Source organism: Nocardioides sp. Soil796 (genome assembly GCF_001429525.1).
Lineage (GTDB): Bacteria > Actinomycetota > Actinomycetes > Propionibacteriales > Nocardioidaceae > Nocardioides.
Window position 1 is genome coordinate 66,457 of record NZ_LMSQ01000021.1, and the last position, 16,075, is coordinate 82,531.

The 16,075-nt window shown below is 68.3% G+C and carries 17 protein-coding genes and 1 other RNA gene; 7 read left to right on the forward strand and 11 right to left on the reverse strand.

The features are described from left to right. Positions 1–29: 29 nt before the first annotated feature. The 6 genes from ASH02_RS23165 to ASH02_RS23185 all read right to left on the reverse strand — a co-directional run bounded on the left by ASH02_RS23165 (position 30) and on the right by ASH02_RS23185 (position 4,183). A complete protein-coding gene (locus tag ASH02_RS23165; RefSeq protein ID WP_057295540.1) occupies positions 30–1,037 on the reverse strand; it encodes a hypothetical protein in 1,008 nt (335 codons plus the stop codon). A gap of 31 nt (positions 1,038–1,068) precedes the next feature. Beyond that, a complete protein-coding gene (locus tag ASH02_RS26290; protein ID WP_156409848.1) occupies positions 1,069–1,233 on the reverse strand; it encodes a hypothetical protein in 165 nt (54 codons plus the stop codon). Next, positions 1,230–1,499, reverse strand: a complete 270-nt coding sequence (locus ASH02_RS23170) for a hypothetical protein (RefSeq protein WP_057295541.1) — start codon at positions 1,497–1,499, stop codon at positions 1,230–1,232. The genes ASH02_RS26290 and ASH02_RS23170 overlap by 4 nt, the downstream gene beginning before the upstream one ends. A gap of 70 nt (positions 1,500–1,569) precedes the next feature. Next, the gene (locus ASH02_RS23175; protein ID WP_057295542.1) at positions 1,570–3,339 is read right to left on the reverse strand and encodes a DNA primase family protein; all 1,770 of its coding nucleotides are present in this window, start codon (positions 3,337–3,339) and stop codon (positions 1,570–1,572) included. Then, complete coding sequence (locus tag ASH02_RS23180) at positions 3,336–4,001, reverse strand: hypothetical protein (RefSeq protein WP_057295543.1); 666 nt, start codon at positions 3,999–4,001, stop codon at positions 3,336–3,338. Before ASH02_RS23180 ends, ASH02_RS23175 begins: the two co-directional genes overlap by 4 nt. Then, the gene (locus ASH02_RS23185) at positions 4,001–4,183 is read right to left on the reverse strand and encodes a helix-turn-helix domain-containing protein (RefSeq protein WP_057295544.1); all 183 of its coding nucleotides are present in this window, start codon (positions 4,181–4,183) and stop codon (positions 4,001–4,003) included. Before ASH02_RS23185 ends, ASH02_RS23180 begins: the two co-directional genes overlap by 1 nt. 99 nt (positions 4,184–4,282) lie before the next feature. On the opposite strand from ASH02_RS23185, the gene ASH02_RS23190 reads away from it, so the two are divergent. Then, a complete protein-coding gene (locus ASH02_RS23190) occupies positions 4,283–4,828 on the forward strand; it encodes a hypothetical protein (RefSeq protein WP_156409849.1) in 546 nt (181 codons plus the stop codon). 5 nt (positions 4,829–4,833) lie between these two features. Next, positions 4,834–5,976, forward strand: a complete 1,143-nt coding sequence (locus ASH02_RS23195; protein ID WP_057295546.1) for a tyrosine-type recombinase/integrase — start codon at positions 4,834–4,836, stop codon at positions 5,974–5,976. A gap of 30 nt (positions 5,977–6,006) precedes the next feature. On the opposite strand, the gene rnpB is transcribed toward ASH02_RS23195, so the two are convergent. Next, positions 6,007–6,412: RNase P RNA component class A (gene rnpB / locus ASH02_RS23810), an RNA gene on the reverse strand. Between the two features lie 51 nt (positions 6,413–6,463). On the opposite strand from rnpB, the gene ASH02_RS23200 reads away from it, so the two are divergent. Then, positions 6,464–6,934 carry a tetratricopeptide repeat protein gene (locus ASH02_RS23200; RefSeq protein ID WP_235530103.1) on the forward strand — a complete coding sequence of 157 codons (471 nt, stop codon included), beginning with the start codon at positions 6,464–6,466 and terminating at the stop codon, positions 6,932–6,934. Positions 6,935–6,937: 3 nt separating this feature from the next. Here the strand turns inward: ASH02_RS23200 and map are convergent, their stop codons facing one another. Then, positions 6,938–7,786 carry a type I methionyl aminopeptidase gene (gene map, locus ASH02_RS23205; protein WP_082564117.1) on the reverse strand — a complete coding sequence of 283 codons (849 nt, stop codon included), beginning with the start codon at positions 7,784–7,786 and terminating at the stop codon, positions 6,938–6,940. Positions 7,787–7,810: 24 nt separating this feature from the next. On the opposite strand from map, the gene ASH02_RS23210 reads away from it, so the two are divergent. Next, entirely contained in the window at positions 7,811–7,999 is a 189-nt protein-coding gene (locus ASH02_RS23210) for a hypothetical protein (protein WP_056687663.1), read from the forward strand. A gap of 105 nt (positions 8,000–8,104) precedes the next feature. Beyond that, the gene (locus ASH02_RS23215; protein WP_156393764.1) at positions 8,105–8,368 is read left to right on the forward strand and encodes a hypothetical protein; all 264 of its coding nucleotides are present in this window, start codon (positions 8,105–8,107) and stop codon (positions 8,366–8,368) included. Between the two features lie 4 nt (positions 8,369–8,372). On the opposite strand, the gene ASH02_RS23220 is transcribed toward ASH02_RS23215, so the two are convergent. Both ASH02_RS23220 and panB read right to left on the reverse strand, forming a co-directional pair. Further along, on the reverse strand, positions 8,373–8,945 hold the full coding sequence (locus tag ASH02_RS23220) for an AMIN-like domain-containing (lipo)protein (RefSeq protein ID WP_056687658.1): 573 nt from the start codon (positions 8,943–8,945) through the stop codon (positions 8,373–8,375). Between the two features lie 232 nt (positions 8,946–9,177). Further along, positions 9,178–10,044 (reverse strand): 3-methyl-2-oxobutanoate hydroxymethyltransferase, encoded by an 867-nt coding sequence (panB, locus tag ASH02_RS23225; RefSeq protein WP_056687656.1) that lies wholly within the window; start codon positions 10,042–10,044, stop codon positions 9,178–9,180. Between the two features lie 169 nt (positions 10,045–10,213). Here panB and ASH02_RS23230 point away from each other — a divergent pair, with 169 nt between their 5' ends. Beyond that, a complete protein-coding gene (locus tag ASH02_RS23230) occupies positions 10,214–10,564 on the forward strand; it encodes a DUF4345 family protein (protein ID WP_200951227.1) in 351 nt (116 codons plus the stop codon). Positions 10,565–10,718: 154 nt separating this feature from the next. Here the strand turns inward: ASH02_RS23230 and ASH02_RS23235 are convergent, their stop codons facing one another. Further along, a complete protein-coding gene (locus tag ASH02_RS23235) occupies positions 10,719–15,038 on the reverse strand; it encodes a S8 family serine peptidase (RefSeq protein WP_235539109.1) in 4,320 nt (1,439 codons plus the stop codon). A gap of 393 nt (positions 15,039–15,431) precedes the next feature. Here ASH02_RS23235 and ASH02_RS23240 point away from each other — a divergent pair, with 393 nt between their 5' ends. Next, positions 15,432–16,070, forward strand: coding sequence for a helix-turn-helix domain-containing protein (locus ASH02_RS23240; RefSeq protein ID WP_082564115.1), 639 nt, complete (start codon positions 15,432–15,434; stop codon positions 16,068–16,070). Positions 16,071–16,075: the final 5 nt, after the last annotated feature.

Genomic DNA, 16,075 nt, shown 5'->3' on the forward strand with positions numbered 1-16,075 from the left:
CGGTGACGGACGCCCGTGGCTGCGACCCCCTACCCCTCCGGGGAGGCCTGACCTCGTGCGGCGTCCTTGAGGAACTGTCGAGTGTCGGTGAGCAGTGTTGGTACGTCGCCGTCCAACGTCAGCCGGTGGCCCCCGTAGACGATGGTGTCGTCGTGCAGTAGTGCGGTGTTGTCGAAGATAGTGAGGGCTGCCGGATCGGGCTTGCCCCACACGTTGCCGAGTGCCCGGTCTTCGATGTGTTCATAGGCGTTCCTGATCGCCGACAGTGCAGCCCACAACCGCGTGATGGACTCGGGGAGTGCAATTGTCGTACCGATGCTGGAACTGGCCTTCTTTGCCATGTCGATGGCGCGGTGCAGAGTGACTACCGTGGTCTCCACACCGCCAAGCACGGCGAAGACATGACGGCGGAAGGTGGGGCCGTGGCTCGCTGTCTCCTTGGCCTCGGCGGTGTGGCGCTCGATCTGGATGAGGAGTTCATTGGCTTGGTCCAGCCGACGTGCCGCAGCCAGCAGGTACCGGAACTGCTCCTCATCGCGTACGCCGATGGACAGCCATGACCACAGCACTGGGGTGAGTGGCACGTAGCCGGATTCGGTTGCCTCCTGCTCGGCGTCGAGGTGGTCCAGCGCTACCGCGCATTCCTCCAGCGTGACCGCTTCACCGGGTTCGAAATGGACGCGTCGCCCGTCGTCTTCCTCGCCGTACCGCAGCGTTCGGGCGTAGACGTGGCCGGGTTCGCGGCGGGTGGGGACGATGCGAATCGAGGTGATTAGGCCCGATGCGTCGCCGTTCCCTGAGGGACCCATGAGCGCGGTGTGGGAGACAGCGGTCATGCACTTCACCTCGTCACCTTCATAGCAGGGGATGCGGGGCGGGTCGGGGTCGCACGGGTCCTTCTTGCGCACGATGACGCTAGTGCCCTCACGGCGGACGAAGACGGGTGCGTCGACCTCGGGCTGCGCAACCAGCCATGCCTTGAATGGCCTGCCGTCGAGTTCCGGTGCTGGCACTTGCTCTTCCTCCATGCGCAGCATCTTGCCTTGCCTTGTGGACATGCGCAGGCGATCAGCGGTGTGCCCACCGCAGCAGCCGCCGCAGGCTGGCGGTAAGGCCGTCACGGTCGTGGTGGTCGGGCACCTGCTCAGGGCTGGCCGGTGCGCTGGTGCTAGCGCTCCACTGGCTGTCGTCCCACTGCCAGCGGTTGTCGGGGCTGGGCTCCTGGTCGCTCATGCCGTGCCACCACCCTCGGGGTGGTCCTGGGCAATGCGCATCAGTGCCCTTTCGATCTGCTGTTCGGCGTCGTCGGGGGCGACCAGGTTGGTGAGTTCGGCGGCCAGGGTGGTCATGGCGAACAGGATGCCGGGGGTGCCGCCGTGGGGGTCGGTTGCGGCGTCGTTGACGGCTGCGTCGATGGCGAGTTTGTCGCTGCGCAGCCAGCCGAGCAGGAGGCGTCCGGCGCGTTGCTGGTCGATGGTGCGGAGGTTGGCGGTGGTCATGGTTTCTTCCTTTCGAGGGGTGGTGCCCGTGGGGCCGGGCACCACGGGGGCACCGGGCACCAGCGGGGGTCTACGACGCCTGCTTGGCCTTGCGGCAGTCGCGGGTGTGGCCCTGGGATGCGATGTGCTGGTGGCAGGAGGGGCAGCGACCCGGCAGGCTGCCCAGGGTCGCCAGGGGGTCCGTGTGCATGCTGTGCAGGGTGGTTTGGTCAGTTTCAAAAGAGCTCTCTTTACGAGAACCGACCAACTGCCCCTGCACAGGCTGCACACAGTTCTCTTTTCCCAGGTCAGCGTCGGCATCTGTGCCGGACTCGTTTGGGGCCGGGTCATCGGGTCGCCGCATCCTCACGCCCTCCCAGGCGGTGTATTGCTGCCCCAGGTGGCTCACCACTCCATGGGGCCGGTCCAGCCCCTCGGAGCGGCGCAAGCGGCGCTTGGTCACGCTGTGCTGGGTCACGGTGGTGTGCTCCCCGAACCTGGACGCGAAGACGACCTCGGAGACTTCGCGGTTGCCCCGGCTGTGCAGCCACTGGTTGAAGTCCTCGTGCAGGTCGCGGGACGGCACGTGCCGGGTGGCTTCGAAGACCAGGCGGTCATGGACGTAGCCCAGGATCAGGTCAGCCTCCGTACGCCATGCCCAGGTGTCGCTGGCGACAATGGTGGGTGCCGGGGGCATTACCTGGTCGGCGTCGTACCAGCGGCGTGCACCTGCCACGACCCAGGCGAGGATCGCCTCATGCTCGCCGTGGCGTCCATCGCGCAGTCGTTCCCGCAGCCCGGCGACGGCCTTGCGGTCGCATGGTCCGGTGGGCTGGTCGGTGACGTAGCGGTAGGGGAAGCGGACCAGGGCCAGGCGACGCCAGGTGCCGTGGTCGGTCTCGTCTACGCGCGGCACGTAGTTGGTGGTGATGAAGAGGCTGTGGCTGGTCTCCCACGTCACGTTGTCCCGGCTGATCTTGCGCGCCGTCATGGTGGGGGTGCCCACGGTGTCCTTGAGCCGCTTAACGTTGAGGTGCCGTGCCTCGGGTGTTTCCTCGATCAGCGCAAGGCGTGCACCGCGCAATGTCATCAGTTCGGTGGGGTGGTCCGACTTGTTCGCCAGCAGCACACGTTCCGGCACCATGATCGCGTGGTCGCCCAGGGCGCGGCTGATGGAGCCGGTGATGGTGGTCTTCCCGTTGGCACCACCACCCTGGAGGATGGGCAGCACGTCGTCCGGCGTGGGGTGGCCGGTGGCGGCCTGCCCGACCCGCACCTGCACCCAGTCCCGCACGCTGGCGGGCAGGGCCTCCAGGGCGTGCTGCCAGTCCTCGGCGTGGGCGTCGGGGCGGTAGTGGACGCGGGTGATTTTGGTGAGCAGCAGGTTGGGGTCGTGGGGGTGCAGGGTGCCGGTGCGCAGGTCCACTACGCCGTTGCCGACGTTGAGCAGGTCGGGGTGCTGATCGAAGTCGGCGGGGTCGCGTTCGGTGATGCCTTCGCACAACTTGGTGATGCCGACGATGCGGGGCCGGAACAGCAGTCCGGTGACCCGCTTGAGGCGGTCGGTGTCGGCCCCGTCGGTTGCCTCCTTGCCGTACTGGGCGATGACGTCTTGGCGTACCTGCTCAACGACCTTGGCCTCTGTGACCTCGGTCCACCGGCCCTTGCTGTAGTGCATCCACCCCAGGCCACGGCCAGCCCAGCAGAAGTCGCGTAGGGCGCGGCGTGCCACTGTTTCGGCGATGTGGGCGTCTTCCAGTCGGGAGGGGTCGTGCATCGGTGACCCGGCCTCGTCGGTGTCCTCGCGCTCGTTGTCTTCCTGCTCGGCGGGCTCGTCTTCGGGGTGCCAGGCGGTGGTCATTCGGCACCTTCGCCCATGCCGGTGCGCAGCCCTGAGCCGATGGTGCCCCAGGTGGAGTCGCCGACTTCGTTGGGCGTGAGCCCTGCGGCGATTCCGGCATCGTGCAGGATGCCGACCACGGTGGCCTCGTCCACTTCACCAGCCGCGACCATCTCCCCGGCACGGCAGGCAGCCCAGTGGAGCACGGTGTTGCGCTCTCCCGTGGGTGCGTTGCGGACCTTCAACGACAGGCCACGCAGGCGACCGATCTTGCTCCCAGCCTTGCGGGGGCGCGGCGGTCCAGCCTTGGCGGCACGCTCGGCGTCACGCATCCCAAACAGGAGGACGCCAGGATGCCTAGGCGGGCCGTCGCTGGGGCACCCCGTAGCCGCCTTCGCGCGCCTGGCCTCGCGTGCCGCGAACAGAATGTCGCGGGGATGCCTCGGCGGGTCGTCGCTGGCGGCGCGCTCAGGCGGTGCCGGTGTGGGTACGCCCGTGGTGCCGCAGGTGCAGGTGGTGGTGCGGAACCAGATCGCGTCCCACTGCCGACCGCAGCCGGGGCACCCGTGTACGCCGTGGTGCAGGTCGTCGGTGGGTACGATGGTGGGTGAGTTGTTGCTCTCCAGCAGCGTCCCGCCCTCGGCCTTCGGGTCGGGGGCGGTGCTGTTTCCGATGAGCGACATCACGCCTCGCTCTCGGCCATGGCTGCCGCGATAAACGCGTCAATGTCCTCCTTCGCGTACAGCACTCGGCGACCGACCTTGAACGAACGCGGCCCCTTGCCGGTGTGTCGCCAGTACCGGATCGTCTCGGGGGAGGTGCGCAGCGTCGCCGCCACCTCCTGCGTGGTCATGTACTCACTCATTGCTGCTCCTTCCGGTAGTAACGTTGACTACAGTGGCATAGAAATGGCACAGTATGGAGTGACAGCAGTGTGCAGTTGATCGGCGCAAAGGAGAGCACCATGAAATACCGAGTTGATCTGTGGTCGGGCTGGGCCGAGGCCGACCTCACCGACATGGTGCAGATTGGCGACCAGTGGGTGAGTCGCGTCATCGACGTCAACTTCCCCAGCAGCGAGGGCCAGCCAGCCCTGTCCATGACCATCGACGCCAGCACCGGCGTGCCCAGATGCACCCGGTTGGCGATCGCCGCAGTGGATGGGGGGCGTGAGGTGCGCACGACAGATATTCGTGCGGTGCAGGTGCAGGACTGGATCGAGGCAATCGTGCCTGCCTTCCTGCACGAGGCCACGCCAGGGGGCTTCACGATCAACGCCAAGGATGAGGCGAAGGTGGCGGAGGAAGTGAAAAGGCTCCGCGAAGTTCGCCGTGCTGACCGTCGGAGCATCAACGACGATCTCCTGCGCAGGGTTGCCGAGACCTACAAGTCGGACCCGGCGAGGCCCGCAAATGCGGTCAAGCGTGCGTTCCAGGTCAGCCCACGGACGGCGTTTCGCTACATCCAACTTGCCCGTGATGAGGGCCACCTCCCGAAGAAGGACAAGTAACGGTCATGGCGAGCATCGCGAAGTTCAGCAAGACCCGCGCAGACAAGCGCACGGGCAAGACGATCACCACCGAGCGGTGGCGCGCCCGCTACCGGGACGCGAACGGGCGCGAGCACGCAAGGCACTTCGTCAAGAAGGCCGACGCCCGACGCTGGCTGGACGAGGTGACCGCCTCCGTCGTCACCGGGAGGTACGTGGACCCCCGCGCTGGCCGTGAGACGTTCAAGGAGTACGCCGAACGTTGGCGGCAGCGGCAGGTGCACACCGAGAACACGGGGGAGTCCTTCGAGTCGATCCTGCGACTGCACGTGTACCCCACGATTGGGGGCACGCGGCTCGCACGCATCTCCCAGGCCGATGTGCAGTCGCTGGTGAGGCACTGGGTGGACACGAAAGCCGCGCCCACGACCGTGGAAGGCCGCTACACGGTCCTGTCGATCGTCCTCAAGGCAGCAGTCAAAGAGCGGGCGCTGCCGGAGTCGCCCTGCGTGGACATCAAACTCCCGGCCTTGCCACCGAGGTCCACCCTTGTGCCCATCAGCACCGAGACCGTGGTGGCACTGCGCGAGGCCCTGCCGGGGCGCTACAAGGCGCTCGTCACGGTTGCCGCTGGGACGGGCATGCGTCGCGGCGAGTTGCTCGGACTCACGACCGACCGAATCGCGCTGGACTTCGGCGTGATTCGGGTGGACCGGCAGGCCGCAAGGCGTTCCACCAGCGAGCAGGTGGCGTTCGCAGACACGAAGACCCCCGCGTCGGTGCGCAACATTGCGGTTGCCCAGGTCGTGCTCGACGCCATCGAGGAACACATCGCGTCGTACGGAGTGCACGACACCGGGCTGCTGTTCACGTCCACGCTCGGATCGGCGCTGCGCCCCTCCACCTTGCAGCGGGCTTGGTCGCTCGCAGCCCGGCAGGTGGGGACGGACGCCACCATGCACGATCTGCGGCACTACTTTGCGTCGGTGCAGATCGCGGGAGGGACGTCGATCAAGGCGTTGCAAGCGTTGCTCGGCCACAAGTCCGCGACGGAGACGTGGGACACCTACGGGCACCTGATGGGTGACGAGGACGATCGCTCACGGGCCGTGATCCAGTCGGCGCTTGGCGGTCTTGCGGACTCTTTGCGGACTGTGGCCCCCAGTTGATTGCGTTTTCGCAGGCCAGAGGGGGTGGGGCGGACGGGCTGGCTCATAGGCCGGGTTCTGTTCGCCGGGGTTCCTTGCGTGGCCCCGGTTGGCGACCATCCATCTAGGGCTGCCGTTGCCGACAGCCTCGGGCGATCTACCCGCACACTCGGGCGAGCAGCCCTCGAACGTGTGCGCACCATTCCTCCGAAGGGGAGTGGCTTCTTGATCTTGCTCCAGGTGGGGTTTACCTAGCCGCACCGGTCACCCGGCACGCTGGTGGTCTCTTACACCACCGTTTCACCCTTACCCGCTCGTGAGAGCGGGCGGTCTGTTTTCTGTGGCACTTTCCCGCGGGTCACCCCGGGTGGGTGTTGCCCACCACCTTGCTCTGTGGAGCCCGGACCTTCCTCGGCCGCCTCCGTGAGGAGACGAACGCGGTCGCCCGGCCAGCCCATCCGCGCCTCAAGGGTAGAGGAATGCGGGCCGGATGGGCGATGTTGGGTGGGTGAGCCACAGCGACGACGAAGGAGCAGCAGTGGACGACCAGGAGATCCCCATCCCGCTGATCATGTTCCCGGGACAGGCCTCGCATCCCTCCGACGCCTACCACCGGGCCTGGGAGCTGCTCGAGCAGCGCGCTCCCCGCGAGGCCCTCGAGATCCTCGAGCCCGCCATCGAGGCCGAGCCGGAGGCCAACTCGCTGCTGACGCTGCGGGCCTGGGCCTACTACATGCGGGTCCAGCTGCAGAAGGCCGAGGCCGACCTGCGAGTCCTCGTCGAGCGAGACCCCTCCGACGTCTGGGCGCGGCACACGCTCGGGCGTGCGCTCGAGCGACAGTCACGACCTGCCGACGCGCTGCCACACCTGCGCCTCGCCGCCGCGATGAGCGCCGACCCCGAGCACGAGACCGCCGTACTCCGGGTGGAGCGGGAGCTCGCCGAGGCGGGCGTCATCTCGTACGACGACCTCACCTGAGGGTCAGGGGTTGGTCAGCACCTCGGCGCCGTCGGCGGTGACCAGCAGGGTGTGCTCGAACTGGGCGCTGCGACGCAGGTCCTTGGTGACGACCGTCCAGTCGTCCTCCCACATGTCCCACTCGTGGGTGCCGAGGTTGAGCATCGGCTCGATCGTGAAGGTCATGCCGACGCGGATCTCGTCGTCGTAGTTGGGGTCGTCGTAGTGCGGCACCACCAGCCCGCTGTGGAAGTGGGTGCCGATGCCGTGGCCGGTGAACTCGCGGACCACGCCGTACCCGAACCGGTTCGCGTAGGCCTCGATGACGCGACCGATGATGTTGATCCGCCGGCCGGGCTTCACCGCCTTGATGCCGCGGTCGAGGGCGGTCTTCGTGCGCTCGACCAGGAGCCGGGTCTCCTCGTCCGGCTCGCCGGCGAAGAAGGTGGCGTTGGTGTCGCCGTGCACGCCGTCGAGGAACGCGGTGATGTCGATGTTGACGATGTCGCCGTCCTGCACGACGGTGCTGTCGGGGATGCCGTGGCAGATGACCTCGTTGACGCTCGAGCAGAGTGACTTCGGGAAGCCGCGGTAGCCCAGGGTCGAGGGGTAGGCACCGTGGTCGCAGAGGAACTCGTGCCCGATGCGGTCGAGCTCGTCGGTGGTGACTCCTGGAGCCACCGCCGCGCCGACCAGCTCGCGGGCCTGCGCGGCCAGCTTTCCGGCGACGCGCATCTTCTCGATGGTCTCGGCGTCCTTCACCTCCTCGCCGGTGAACGGGGACGGCGAGGGGCGGTCGACGTACTCGGGCCGCGGGATCGAGGCAGGGACGGGACGACGGGGAGAAATCACTCCGGGGGTTACTGCGGCCATGGCGGCGAGTGTAGTTTCAGGGACATGAGCGACGAGTACTGGTTCTGCCTGAAGCACCACACCGTCGAGGGTGAGGACGGTTGCCGCAACGCCGACCGCCTCGGTCCCTATGCGACTTCGGCCGAGGCCTCGCGGGCCCTGGAGAAGGTCGAGGAGCGCAACGAGTCGTGGGACAACGACCCGAAGTGGAACGACGACGCCGTGGAGGACTGACCTCGTCACCACTGGTCGCGAGCTCGCCGGGCCGGGTGCTGATCGACCGACGGCAGGCCATGGTGGTCACGTCGACCGCCCGGGCAGCACGGTAGGTTCGGCGCCGTGAGTCGCAACGTTCCCGCATCGCCCTGGCCCTTCGTCGGCATGGGCGGACTCGCGTGCGCCCTGTTCCTGTACGGCGCCAGCGGGTTGGTCGCGCCGTGGTGGGCCGTGGTCGTGCTGCTCCTGGTCTGGGTCGGGTTCCTGGTCACCGCCTGCGTGTGGTGGACCCCGCACCCCAAGCGCCTGCCGGCACTGGCCGTGGTGGCGATCGCCTTCTGGTTCGTGGCCCTCCTCGGCGGCAGCATCCTCTTCGACTGGTCCTGACGCCTCAGTGGCGGAAGTCGATCACCAGTCGTTGAGGGCTGTGCAGGGCGAAGATGCGGTACGACGCCCGGTGCCGCAGGGCGAACCCGAAGTTGACGTAGCCCTCGAAGTCACCGGTGAGGGCGAGTGCCTTGAGGGTGACGAAGCCTGGTCGGGCGATCCGGGGACCGGTGTAGACGTTGCGGCCCGAGTAGGTGTGGCCGGCCGCCATCATGGTCAGGTTCAGGCCCGACGCGCCCCTGATCGGCACCAGTGCGCCACTGCCCTCGTAGCGGAAGATGCGCTGGTAGTTGGTGCTCCAGTCCGGGATGATGCCGCGGAGGTCGATCACGACACGGTCGAAGTGGGGATGTGTGGCGTAGCGCAGGCCGACGACCCTCGTCGTACCGTCCACCGGGTTGTTCCACGACGCGCCCGTGTCGCGCCAGGCCGGCAGTGCGGTGGCGGAGGGCGTGCTCACGGTGGTGAACACCAGGGCCAGCATCGAGGCGAGGACGGCGATCAGTCGGGCGCCGCGTCGGGTCGAGCGGCGGGCTGGGCGGCCCGAGGCGGGTCGGGTACGGCGGATGGCGTTCATGGTGGGCTCCCGTGGGTGAGGTGACACTCGTTGGACGCCCGAGTGCTGCGCCCGGTTGTCCGCTCACCCGTCAGGAGCACGCACCTGACCACCACGTACCTGTCGCGAACCGTGGATTCTTGCGCGCCGAACCGTGGATCCTTGTCGTGCTCGGATCAAGGATCCACGGTTCGCGCGTCAATCACGCGCGGTTCGCGCAGCAGGAACCCACGGTTCGCGCAGGAGGGGTGGGTCAGAAGGTGTGGTCGGGGCCGGGGAAGGTCGTGGCGCGGACGTCGGCGACGTACTCCTCGGCAGCCGAGAGCAGCACGCCGTGCAGGTCGGCGTACTGCTTGACGAACTTCGCCATGCGGCCGGTGCGCAGGCCGAACGCGTCCTGCCAGACCAGGACCTGGCCGTCGCACTGGTTGCCGGCGCCGATGCCGATCGTCGGGATCACCAGCTCCTTGCTGATCTGGCCGGCCACGTCACCAGGCACCATCTCCATGACGACGGCGAACGCGCCGGCCTCCTGCACGGCGTGCGCGTCGGCGATCACCCGGTCGGAGCTCTCGCCGCGGCCCTGCACGCGGTAGCCGCCCAGCGTGTGCTCACTCTGCGGGGTGAAGCCGATGTGCGCCATCACCGGGATGCCGCCATGGGTGAGCTTCTCGATGACCGGCGCCATCTCGGCACCGCCCTCGAGCTTCACGGCGTGCGCGCCGGCCTCCTTCATGAAACGTACGGCGGTCAGGTAACCCTGCTCGGGCGAGGCCTGGTAGGAGCCGAACGGCAGGTCGCCGACCACCAGTGCGCGCTTGACCGAGCGGCTGACCGCACGAGTCAGGGGGAGGAGCTCGTCGACCGTGATCGGCAGCGAGGTCTCGTTGCCGAGGACGTTGTTGGAGGCCGAGTCGCCGACCAGCAGCAGCTCGCAGCCGGCCTCGTCGAAGGTCTGCGCGGTGTACATGTCGTAGGCGGTGAGCATCGAGATCTTCTCGCCCCGTTCCTTCATCTCGCGCAGGTGATGGGTGCGGATCCGCTTGACCGGCGCGGCCGCCTTGGCGTCTGCTGCGCCTCCGCCGTACGGCGCGGCCACTTCTACGTTCTGCTCGCTCATGAGGTGAGACTCCTTGTGCTCTCGAGGCTCCCGATTGAGTCCCCGGACCACGACAAGGCTAGACCTCCGCGGGCACTTCGCACTGTGGCCGTGGTCACCCTCGGGCCCGCACTCGATGCGACGTACGCGGTGGTGGCGATCCGTGCCCGACCGCGCCAGACTGGGCGTCGTGAATCGACTCCTTGCCCTCGGCACTGCAAGCTACGCGGCGATCGGCGTCGTGGCGCTCGCCCGCCCGTCCATGGTTCCCGAGCTCTTCGGCGGTACGGCGCCCACGGCCGACTCCCGCAACGAGATCCGGGCGGTGTACGGCGGCCTCACGCTGGCCATCGCTGCGGTCGGGTTGAAGTCGCCGGCCGCGATCGGCGTACTCAGCGCCGGGATGGCCTCGGGCCGGGCGGTGTCGGCCGTGATCGAACCGGAGACCGGGCCGCTGACCAGGGTCTTCGTCGGGCTCGAGCTCGGCCTGGCCGCGGCCTACCTGCTGGCTGCCCGGCAACGCGGCCGCGCGACCAGCTGACCGGCGTGCGACCGGCGTACGACCGCAAGAACCCACGGTTCGAAGCGCAAGAACCCACGGTTCGCGCATCAACAATTGCAGGCTCGCGACAGGCCCGCCCACGCTGGCGCGTGCACGGGCCTGTCGAACTGTCCAACTGTCTACTGATGGATGACTAGCAGCCCGCCTTCTTCAGGGTGAAGTCGGCGGCGGTGGTCTGCCCGCCCCGGATCCTCACCTTGCGGACCTGCGGCTGGTAGCCGTCCTTGGCGGCGATCAGCTGCAGCGGGCTGTAGATCGAGTTGAACCAGTAGGCGTACGTGCCGTCGCTGGCGCTCTCGAACGTCCACGCGGACTCACCCGAGTTCACCTGCACGGTGGCTCCGGCCAGTGGTGCGCCTTCACCTGCACAGGAGCTGCCCGTCACGCGACCGGCCAGCTTGCCCCACGAGCGGGGCGGGCTGACGACCATGGTCACGTCGACCGGCTCCACCTTGAAGGGGGTGTCCTCCTTGATCGCCACACCCGCGGTGTACGTGCCCGGCTGGGCGACGTTCGGGTCCATGGTGACCTTCAGGTTGACCGACTGGCCGGGAGCCAGGATCGCGACGGCCGGGGAGACGGACAGCCACTCGACGTCCGCGGCACTGGCGCCACAGTCCTCCATGCCGGGCAGCATCTCGCTGTCCACCTCGGCGTTGAAGCTGCCCGAGGAGCCACCGATCTTGTAGACGCCGCACGACGCGCCACCGCGGTAGCGCGGGGTGTTGGAGTTCGGCAGGTCCACCCAGGCCTCGCCGGCGACGTCGTACGCGAACGTGCGGTTGCTGATCGCGCCCGCCTGCACTCCGCCGTTGACGACCAGCATCCCGTTCGCGACGGTGTACTGGCTGGCCCACGTGTCGACGGGGGCATCCGCGAGCTCGGTCCACGCGTCCGCGGCCGGGTCGTAGACGTAGCTGTCGGCCGTGCCGGCAGCCCCGCCGTTGCCACCGGTGCAGTAGACCTTGCCGTCCACACCACCGCAGGACGCGAACGCCACTGCCGAGGGGTAGTCGGCCAGGGTCTGCCACGTGTCGCTGGCCAGGTCGTACGCCGCCACGTCGTTCGACATCGGCGTACAGCTGTCGGTGGTGCAGCCACCGACGACGTACAGCTTGCCGTCGACGACCGCCTGACCGGAGGCAGACAGCTCGACCGGGGCATCGGCCTTCGCGGTCCACGAGTCGGCACCCGGGTCGTAGGCCCACGTCGAGGCCGAAGGACCGCCGTCCGCCCACCCGCCGGTGACCACGATCTGGCCGTCGACCACGCCGGCGGACACCGCGTTGCGGGCCCCCGGCAGGTCGGCCTTGGCGGTCCATGCCAGGGCAGCCGGGTCGTAGGCGTACGTCGACGAGGACGACGCAGACCCGTCGCCACCGGCGATCGAGTAGGCGATGCCGTCGACGTGGACCACCCGGTTGTCCATCACGTTGGACGGGTAGTCGGCGATGTCGGTCCACGGGTCGTCGTGCGGAGCGACGGCCTGCGGTGCCACCGAGTTCGTGGACATCTTCTTCGACGCCGTCCTGCCGAAGGAGACCGGAGCCTTGATCCGCTGGAGCGGGGCGCCGTCCGCCTTCATCAGGTCGGCAGCCTTGGTGCGACTGCCGTCGGCGCCGAGCATCACGAAGCCGCCCTTGAGCTCGTTGAACTCCAGGTGCACCGGGATGGATCCGTCGTTGGTCACCTCGACCTGCTTGGTGACCGCCGGCTTGCCCAGCTGCTTCTCGATCTGGACCTTGCCCGGGGTGACGGTCAGGTGACCGGAGCCGAGCTCGAAGTCCTGGCGTACGGCGCCGTCCGCGGCCACGTCGACCGTCTTGGTGACGACCTCGTAGCCACTCGACGTGGCGTCGAACTTGTGGCTGCCGGTCTCGGGGGAGAACAACCAGTAGAAGCCGTCGGCGAGGCTCTCGTCGTCCGGCGTCGGCCTGGTGGTCGCCTTGACGTCGGCGTTGTCCTGGCTCGTGACCGATGCGCCGTTGATGGCCGCGCCGTCGTTGGAGTTGGAGACGTTGCCGACCACGAGCCCACCCTCGACCGGGTCACAGGTGCGGCTGCCGACGAACACGTCGTCAACCTGCCACCACCAGTCGTAGCTGCCCTCGTAGTAGTGGAACCGGACCTGGACCGCGGACTGTCCGGCGGCCGTCGGCAGCTGGATCACGTCCTCACGCGGTCCCCGGGCGGAGTCGGACTGGCTGAGCACGTTCGTCCAGCTCTCGCCACCGTCGATGCTGACGTCGACGTCGGCGGTGTCACCCAGGTTGTAGTAGTCCTGCTTGAAGCCGACCACCGGTGAGGTCACGTCGCTCATGTCGACGACCGGGCTGACCAGCGACGTGTCCTGCGTGCCGCCGCTGCCGTAGTTGTCGCTGTCGATGATCGCGAACGCGCCGTCACCACCGGTGAGGTTGCCGTGGCCGCCCGGGTCGTCGAACTCCCAGACCTGACCCGTGCCGGCGGCGTCCTCGACGGTCCAGCCGTCGGGGAGCTCTCCGGTGTTGAAGTCCTGGGTCACACCGTCGGTGTTGAACGCGTAGCCCTTGGCGGCACACGTGGAGGAGTCGACCTCGACCGCGATGTCGGCGGTGGTGTCATCGCCACCGACCTCGACGGTCTGCGTGGCCGCCACATAGCCCGGGTACTGCGCGGCGACCGACACGTCGTACGACGCGTTGCCGGGCACCTCGATCGAGTACTCGCCGGTCGCCGGGTCGGTGAAGACCGGGTCGGCCCCGGGAACGGTGACCTTGGCGTAGAGCGGCCAACCGTGGCCGCTGCCGTCGGTGACGGTTCCGCTCAGGGTCACTGCTGCCGCCGAGACCAGCGCGAAGTCCTGCGTGGTCGTGGTGTCTGGAGTGACGGTGAGGTCGGCGGTGGCCGTCTGGTAGCCGAACTTGGCCACCGTCGCGGTGTAGTCGCCCGCGGTGAGGCGGGCCGAGTAGGTGCCGTCGGCGCCGGTCGTGAGCGACCTGCTGGTCGCCCCCTCGAGCGTGACGTCGGCACCCTGGATCGGGTCGCCGGTGGCCTCGTCGGTCACGGTGCCGGTCGCCGTTCCGGTCTCGCCGACCGGAGCGCCCTGCACCAGGGCCAGGGCGTCGAGACGACCCTCGCCGTAGACGTTGTTGTCGTCGTCGGTGCCGCCGCACTGGGAGTCGGCCTTGTCGACGGCGGAACCGTCGAGCAGGGCGCGGGTGGCGTCGATGTCACCGACCAGTGAGGGAGCCGCCGACCACAACAGTGCGATGGAACCCGCGAGGTGCGGTGCCGCCATCGACGTACCGTTGAAGGCGCCGTAGTTGCCGCCCGGCAGGCTCGAGCGCACGTTCACGCCCGGGGCCGAGATGTTCGGCTTGATCTCGCCGTCCTGGCCGACGCCGCGGCTGGAGAAGCCCGCGATGGTGTTGTTCACGTCGTAGGCGCCGACGGAGTAGTTCAAGGTGCGACTTCCCGGCGAACCGCTGGTCTGGCACCCGTTCCCGTTGTTGCCGTTGGACCACGTCCCGAAGATGCCGGACGCCGCCCAGGCCTCGAGCACGTCCTCCATGAAGGGGTCGTTGCTCGGCACCTGCGTGCCCCACGAGTTGTTGACGATGTTGGGACGCTTGGTGACGTCGGCGTTCTCGCCCTCGAGGTTGGTCGGTGCGAGCATCCACTGGCCGGACTCGATGAGCGCCGCGTCGGACGGGCAGCAGCCGTTGGCCGCGATCCACTTCGCACCGGGTGCGACACCGATCTGGTTGTCGGCCCCGTCGCTGCCGATCATCGTGCCCATCGTGTGGGTGCCGTGCTGGTCGACGTCACAGGGTGCGCCGTCGCAGGTGCCCTGCGCGTCGAACCAGTTGTAGTTGTGGTCGAACGTGCCGTCGCCGTTGTTGCCGCGGTACTGGTTGACCAGCGCCGGGTGGTCGAACTGGACGCCGGTGTCGATGTTGGCGATGACCATGCCCTCGCCGTGCACGCCGTACTCGTTCCAGACGTCGTCGGCGTTGATGTTGGCCACGCCCCACTCGACCGCCTGGGCCGCGTGGATCCGCTCACCCTTCGTGGGCTTCTCGAGGCGGTAGTCGAAGGTCGGGTAGAGGCCGTCGACCTGCTTGATCGCGGCGAGCTCGGCGGCAAGGTCCTCGCTGCCGGCCTGCACGCGGATCGCGTTGGTGGCCCAGAAGGACTTGTAGTCGGCGCCGTCCTTGTCGAGGATCGCGCGGGCGTCCTTCTGGCTGGACTCGGCCGCGGCGGTCAGGGTGTCGTAGACCGCCTGCCCGCGCTTGTCCCAGCCCTTGATCTTCTGGGCAGCGCTGAGGTCGGGCATCTCGAAGCGCACCCAGAAGGTGGCCTCGCCCTTCTCGTCCAGCTGCTTGCTCAGCTTGGGCTTGATCTTGTCCGAGTCAGGAGCCGCCGGTGTGGCCGAGGCGGCCGTGCCGATCAGGCTCAGTGACGCGGCCACCACTGCGATGGTCGCCAGCCCTGTGGCCAGGGCACGTGCCGGTCCGCTCCGAATCCGGAGCAGGGACCGACGTCTTGTCGATGACATGGTGCGTCCCTCCGAGAAGTTGGCCGGGGGCGCGAGCACGTCCCCGGATGAGCTCGTGTGCACCGGCCAGACGGAACCCCGAAAAATGGGACCCGTGAGAAGTTGGCCGGTGCAATCAGACGCTAGGGACGCACCGGGACGGCCACAACGCGTGGATCCGGGCAGGTCAGGGTCGGATGTGGGCAGCACGTGGGCATTTCCGGAACAGCGCCCGTTTATCGGAAGAACCTCGTGCTTCCTTGACTTTCAGCGAGACGTTCGGTGAAGGTGAAGCAGCAGCGTCATGCAACTGACGAAAGGCTGGGGATGCCTCTCTCTCGGGGAGAAGGGCCGATCCGGGTGGTGGGTCAGGACGACCCGTCGCCAGTTGATGCTGCGCCCGTCGTGCTCGCGATCGCCGCATCCGCCCAGGACCGCCTCCGCATCGCCGAGGCGATCGGCACCAGCGCCGCCGTCGTCATGGTCGCCACCCGGGCCGAGGCCCTCGAGATCCTCGGTGGCCTCCCGGCGGTCGAGCCGGCCCTGCGGTCGGTGCCGCCGGTTCCTCCGCAGGCCCTGCCCATGCGCCCGGCGCGTCCGGCACCGGCCCTGTTCGGGCTCGAGGTCGACTCGGACTGGAGGGTCGCGTCCTGGCAGGACCGCGAGGTCGGTCTCTCACCCCTCGAGCACGACCTCCTGCTCTGCCTGCTCGAGGAGGTCGGGCACGTGCAGCCGTTCGCCGACCTGCAGCGACGGGTCTGGGGGAACGACCACCTGGGCGACCGGTCACACGTGCAGTCGGTGGTCAAGCGGTTGCGCCGCAAGCTGCACGAGCTCGACAGTCCGCTCCAGATCGACGCGGTGCGCGGCGTGGGGCTGCGGCTGATCGACGTACGCCAGCACCGGACGCCGGAGGCGGCCGTGGTGCCGGGCCCGCGGGCGCCCACCGGTACGTCGCTTTCCTGAGGGCG